Source organism: Bifidobacterium miconis (assembly GCF_019331735.1).
Classification (GTDB): domain Bacteria; phylum Actinomycetota; class Actinomycetes; order Actinomycetales; family Bifidobacteriaceae; genus Bifidobacterium; species Bifidobacterium miconis.
This window is the reverse complement of record NZ_JAHBBH010000082.1, coordinates 1-1,626: the sequence shown is the minus strand read 5'-3', so window position 1 is coordinate 1,626 and position 1,626 is coordinate 1. Positions and strand designations below refer to the sequence as shown.

Here is a 1,626-nt window from a genome sequence, read left to right as displayed (position 1 = left end):
ATCATGAGCATGCACAGGTGCGCGAGCCGTTCGGTGTGGCCCTGCGTGATGACCTGGTCGACGAGCATGCCGGAAAGGAGCGGGATGGTCAGCGCCATCGTGTTGTTCGCGCAGAACAGTACGAGCGCTCCCGCCACGCGCGGAAGGTCGGGTTTGCAGTAGGGCAGGATCCAACGCAGATTGCCCTTGTCTTGGTTTTTCGTCGGGTCGACGTACATGTGAGGAAATCCCCGCATTCTTGTTTGTTTGCTTGTGGTTACTGTGCGGCTTCTCCCACCGCACGCGGCATTCGCTGCCGCCACGATTCACGACCGTCGTGTTTCTCGAGTATTCCGCAACCGACGCTCTCCTCGCCGGCCGAAACCCCTGTTCGGATTCGCAAACGCCGTCTAGTCTATGCGAACGGCAGGTGATTTCAACCCGTTGATTCCGTGCGTGTTGCCGCGACTTTGCAACGATTCAACCCCTTTTCCGCCCGTCGCGAAATCAAGGAATCGCGCCGCGCGCGATGCTGCGTTTGCCGGCGGCACTGGCGTGCCGCATTCTCTCCCTCAGTCCGCCTGCGGCGGCCAGCTCCCTCGTCAGAGGGAGCTCCTGCGAACATCAATGCCGTTGCATGGTATCGGCACCGTCGGAGCCACAGGAGCCCCCTCGGCTGAGGGGGCTGTCAGCCGCTAGGCTGACTGGGGGAGCGTCACGGCGCAATAGCGCCGTCAATACGCTCAGCATCGTACGCAGCGCGATTCCGGATACAAGAAAGGGTCCCTGCAGCGAACTGCAGGGACCCTTCCCGATGCCCTAAGTAGAAGTTGGTTCCTCGCGCGTTATGCGCGGATCATGCTCACTTCTGCCAGCCGATGTTCTCCCAGTGCTTGGTCTGGAAGCCGGCGGGGCCGTAGTTGGCGAGGCCCTTCTTGACGGCGACGTAGCTCGGCGGGGTGTCCGTCGGGATGGTGCCGTAGAGCTCGAACGCGGCGGCCTCGGCCTTGTTGCCGGCCTCGACAGCCTTATCGTTATCTTCGATGGTGCCCGGGATGGCGGCGAGCTTGTCGACCTCGTCGGAACCGATCTGCGCGTAGTTGGACGGCGAGTCAGAGCCGTAGAGCTGGACGATGGAGGTCTGGCCGAACGGGTTGGTCGCGGTCAAGCCCATGCCCATCACTTCGTAGTTGTGCTTGGACATATCGTCGGACCACTGCGAGGTGGCGCGGTTGTCGACCTTCACCTTGATGCCGGCCTTCTTCATCATGGCCTGGTAGGCGAGGGCCTTGGCCTTGGTGGTGGAGGAGTCGCCGTAGTAGACGTAGGAGACCTCGACGGTCTTGCCGTCCTTCGCGTAGTAGCCATCGGAGCCGAGCTTGTAGCCGGCGTCTTCCATGGTCTTCTTGGCGGCGTCGACGCTGTACTTCTGGGCGTCGGCCGGGAGGTTGTTCTTGTAGCCCTTCTGGAACTGCAGGAAGACCTCAGAGCCCGGGCGCTCCGGGTTCCAGTCCATGCCCTGGTAGGCGATCTTGTTCCAGGTCTCGTTGTCGAACGCCTGGCTGATGGCCTTGCGCACGGCGATGTCCTTCAGGGCGCCGGCCTTGGTGTTGTAGGTGAACACGTAGGTGGCCAGCGAGTAGCCGA

1 protein-coding gene and 1 pseudogene are annotated in these 1,626 nt (G+C 62.2%); both read right to left on the bottom strand.

Annotated features, from left to right (window positions below; translation table 11 throughout):
- Nucleotides 1-218, bottom strand: a pseudogene (locus tag KIH79_RS12680) (ABC transporter ATP-binding protein); the annotation flags it as partial.
- A 623-nt stretch (nt 219-841) separates the two neighbouring features.
- Nucleotides 842-1,626: ABC transporter substrate-binding protein (locus tag KIH79_RS12675; RefSeq protein WP_236023859.1), on the bottom strand; the 785-nt coding region annotated here is incomplete at its 5' end.